Source organism: Rubrivirga sp., from assembly GCF_049648075.1.
Classification (GTDB): Bacteria; Bacteroidota; Rhodothermia; order Rhodothermales; family Rubricoccaceae; genus Rubrivirga.
Window position 1 is genome coordinate 1 of record NZ_JBARYR010000113.1, and the last position, 1,911, is coordinate 1,911.

Annotated in this window: 2 protein-coding genes; one reads left to right on the forward strand and one right to left on the reverse strand. The window is 71.5% G+C overall.

The features are described 5' to 3' along the window. On the reverse strand, positions 1-572 hold a 572-nt coding region (locus WBA11_RS03150), incomplete at its 3' end, for a serine dehydratase beta chain (RefSeq protein ID WP_424519272.1). A 150-nt stretch (positions 573-722) separates the two neighbouring features. On the opposite strand from WBA11_RS03150, the gene WBA11_RS03155 reads away from it, so the two are divergent. Next, positions 723-1,844 carry a serine hydrolase domain-containing protein gene (locus tag WBA11_RS03155; RefSeq protein WP_424519273.1) on the forward strand — a complete coding sequence of 374 codons (1,122 nt, stop codon included), beginning with the start codon at positions 723-725 and terminating at the stop codon, positions 1,842-1,844. Positions 1,845-1,911: the final 67 nt, after the last annotated feature.

Below are 1,911 nucleotides of genomic sequence, written 5' to 3' on the forward strand. Positions count from 1 at the left end.
CAGTGGGCCAGCATCTCGGCCGGGACCTGGGCCGGGTGCGGGAGCCGGACGGTCTGGGCCTGGGCGCGGGCCTCGCCCTCGGCCACGACGAAGCCTCCGCCGACGGAGTAGTAGACGGCCCGGCGGAGCGTGCCATCCTCGAGGACGGCCTCGCACGCCATCCCGTTCGCGTGGCCCGGCAACCGCTCCGACCCGTGGAAGACGATGTCGGTCTCGGGATCGAACGCGACGGGCCGACCAGCGACCTCGAGGACACGGCGCTCGCGCAAGCCAGCGACCAAGCTCTCGATTTGCTCGACCTCGATGGTGACCGGGTCGAAGCCAAGGAGCGCCAGCATCACCGCCTGATCGGTGCAGTGCCCTCGTCCGGTGAGGGCGAGCGAGCCGTAGAGGTGGACGCGGACGTGCACCACGTCCTCGAGGAGGACGCCCTCTTTCAACTCGCCGAGCCAGCGCTGGACGGCACGCCACGGCCCCAGCGTGTGCGACGACGACGGGCCGACGCCGATCTTGAGCATGTCGAAGACGCTGAGCGCCTCGGCGGGCACGGCGTCCGGCTGTGGGGTTTGCATGGGGTCAAGGTCGCACCGATCCCTGACAGATCCATCGCCGCACGCTCGCGGGCGCCGCTTCGCCCTCGGGGACGCCGACGGTGAACCGGCCCTCGCGCCCAGCTCTGCCGCGCTCAGCCGTACCCTATGGGACGACTCGCGATGAACGCCGTGCTCCTCCTCCTCGCCCTGCTCGTCCTCGCGGCGCCCGACACGCTCGACGTGCCCCTCTACGACCGAGTCGACCGCGCGCTCGACTCGCTCCGCGTCGAGCACGATCTGCCGGGCTTGGCGGTGGCCGTCCTCGAGGACGGCCACGTAGCCTTCGCGCGTGGCTACGGGTGGGCCGACCTCGAGGGCGGCCGTCCGGTCACAGCCGCAACGCCCTTCCGGATCGCGTCGCTCACGAAGCCGTTGGCGGCCAGCCTGCTCCTCCGCCAGGTCGAGCACGGCCGGCTCGACCTCGACCGGCCGTTCGCCGACTACGCCGAGGGGCACGACCGCTGGTGCCAGATCTTTACCTCGCCCGAGGTACTGGAGCAGGAGCCGGTCCTCCGCGATCTCGTGGCCGACTGGCGATGCCGGAACGAGCGCGACCGGCTCACCGTCCGCCACTACCTCACGCACACGGCCCAGGGCGAGCCGGGCGCCGCGTACCGCTACAACGGGTTCCTCTACGGCCAACTATTCCGGGTCGCCGAGGGGGTTGGAGGCCGCCCGTTCGCCGACCTTCTCCAGGACAGCCTGTTCACGCCGCTCGGAATGACGCGGACGCTCCCGAGCCAGGCGGACTCGACCCGACCGGACGTGCTTGCGGACCTCGCCCTCCCGTACCAGACCTCCACTGGCCGGCCGGAGCGGGCGGACTGGCCCCGGCCGCTCGGCGCGAACGCTGGCGCTGGCGTGGTCTCGACGGTCTTGGACCTGGCCCGGTTCGACGCGGCCCTCGATCACGGAGAGGTGATCGGATCCGAGACCCGAGATGCGTCGACGACGCCGTCTCGCTCGAGCGTGACGGGCGAGCGTCTCCCCTACGGACTCGGTTGGTTCGTGCAGGATCTCGGGGGCGAGCCGGCCGTGTGGCACTACGGGTGGCAGCCCGGAGCGTACTCGGGACTGTGGCTCCGGCTTCCGCGACGAGGGCTCACGCTCATCCTGCTATCGAACGGCGAGGAGCTGAGCTCGGGGTTCGGCCTCGGCGAGGGCGACGTCGAACGCTCTCCGTTCGCCCGAGCGTTTCTCGACGTGGTTCGTTCCTTCGGCAGGCTCAGGACAGGCCCTCGAGGGCGCTAGCCCAGCACCGCCGCCGCGTCCACGTGGTCCGGCAGCGGCCCGACGCGCGACAGCTTGAGCGCGGCCA